Source organism: Halohasta sp. A2, from assembly GCF_056175805.1.
The window spans coordinates 1-248 of record NZ_JAQFWV010000355.1 but is presented as its reverse complement, the minus strand read 5'-3'; the positions used below and the strand labels follow the sequence as shown (position 1 = coordinate 248).

Here is a 248-nt window from a genome sequence, read left to right as displayed (position 1 = left end):
GACGTGTAGGTAGGACACGCCATCTCGGTACAGAAGTTCGGCCTGTCCCAACGACCACTCATCTTCAGTCAAGGCTGACTCGAGGAGGTTGAGGTCTTCAGGTCGCCCTCGAAGGTGGCCTTTCACCTTCTTGTACGGCTTCGGCCTCACACGGAACCGAATACGGTCAGTCTCGTCGTTGTAGGTGAGTCGGTAGCCTTCGGTGTGCGCCATGACGAGCGGGTAGGCTCCTTTTTTGTCCGTGGCGG

General features: G+C 58.1%; 1 pseudogene. It reads right to left on the bottom strand.

The features are described 5' to 3' along the window. A pseudogene (locus O2S87_RS19405) lies at nucleotides 1-248 on the bottom strand (RNA-guided endonuclease TnpB family protein); the annotation flags it as partial.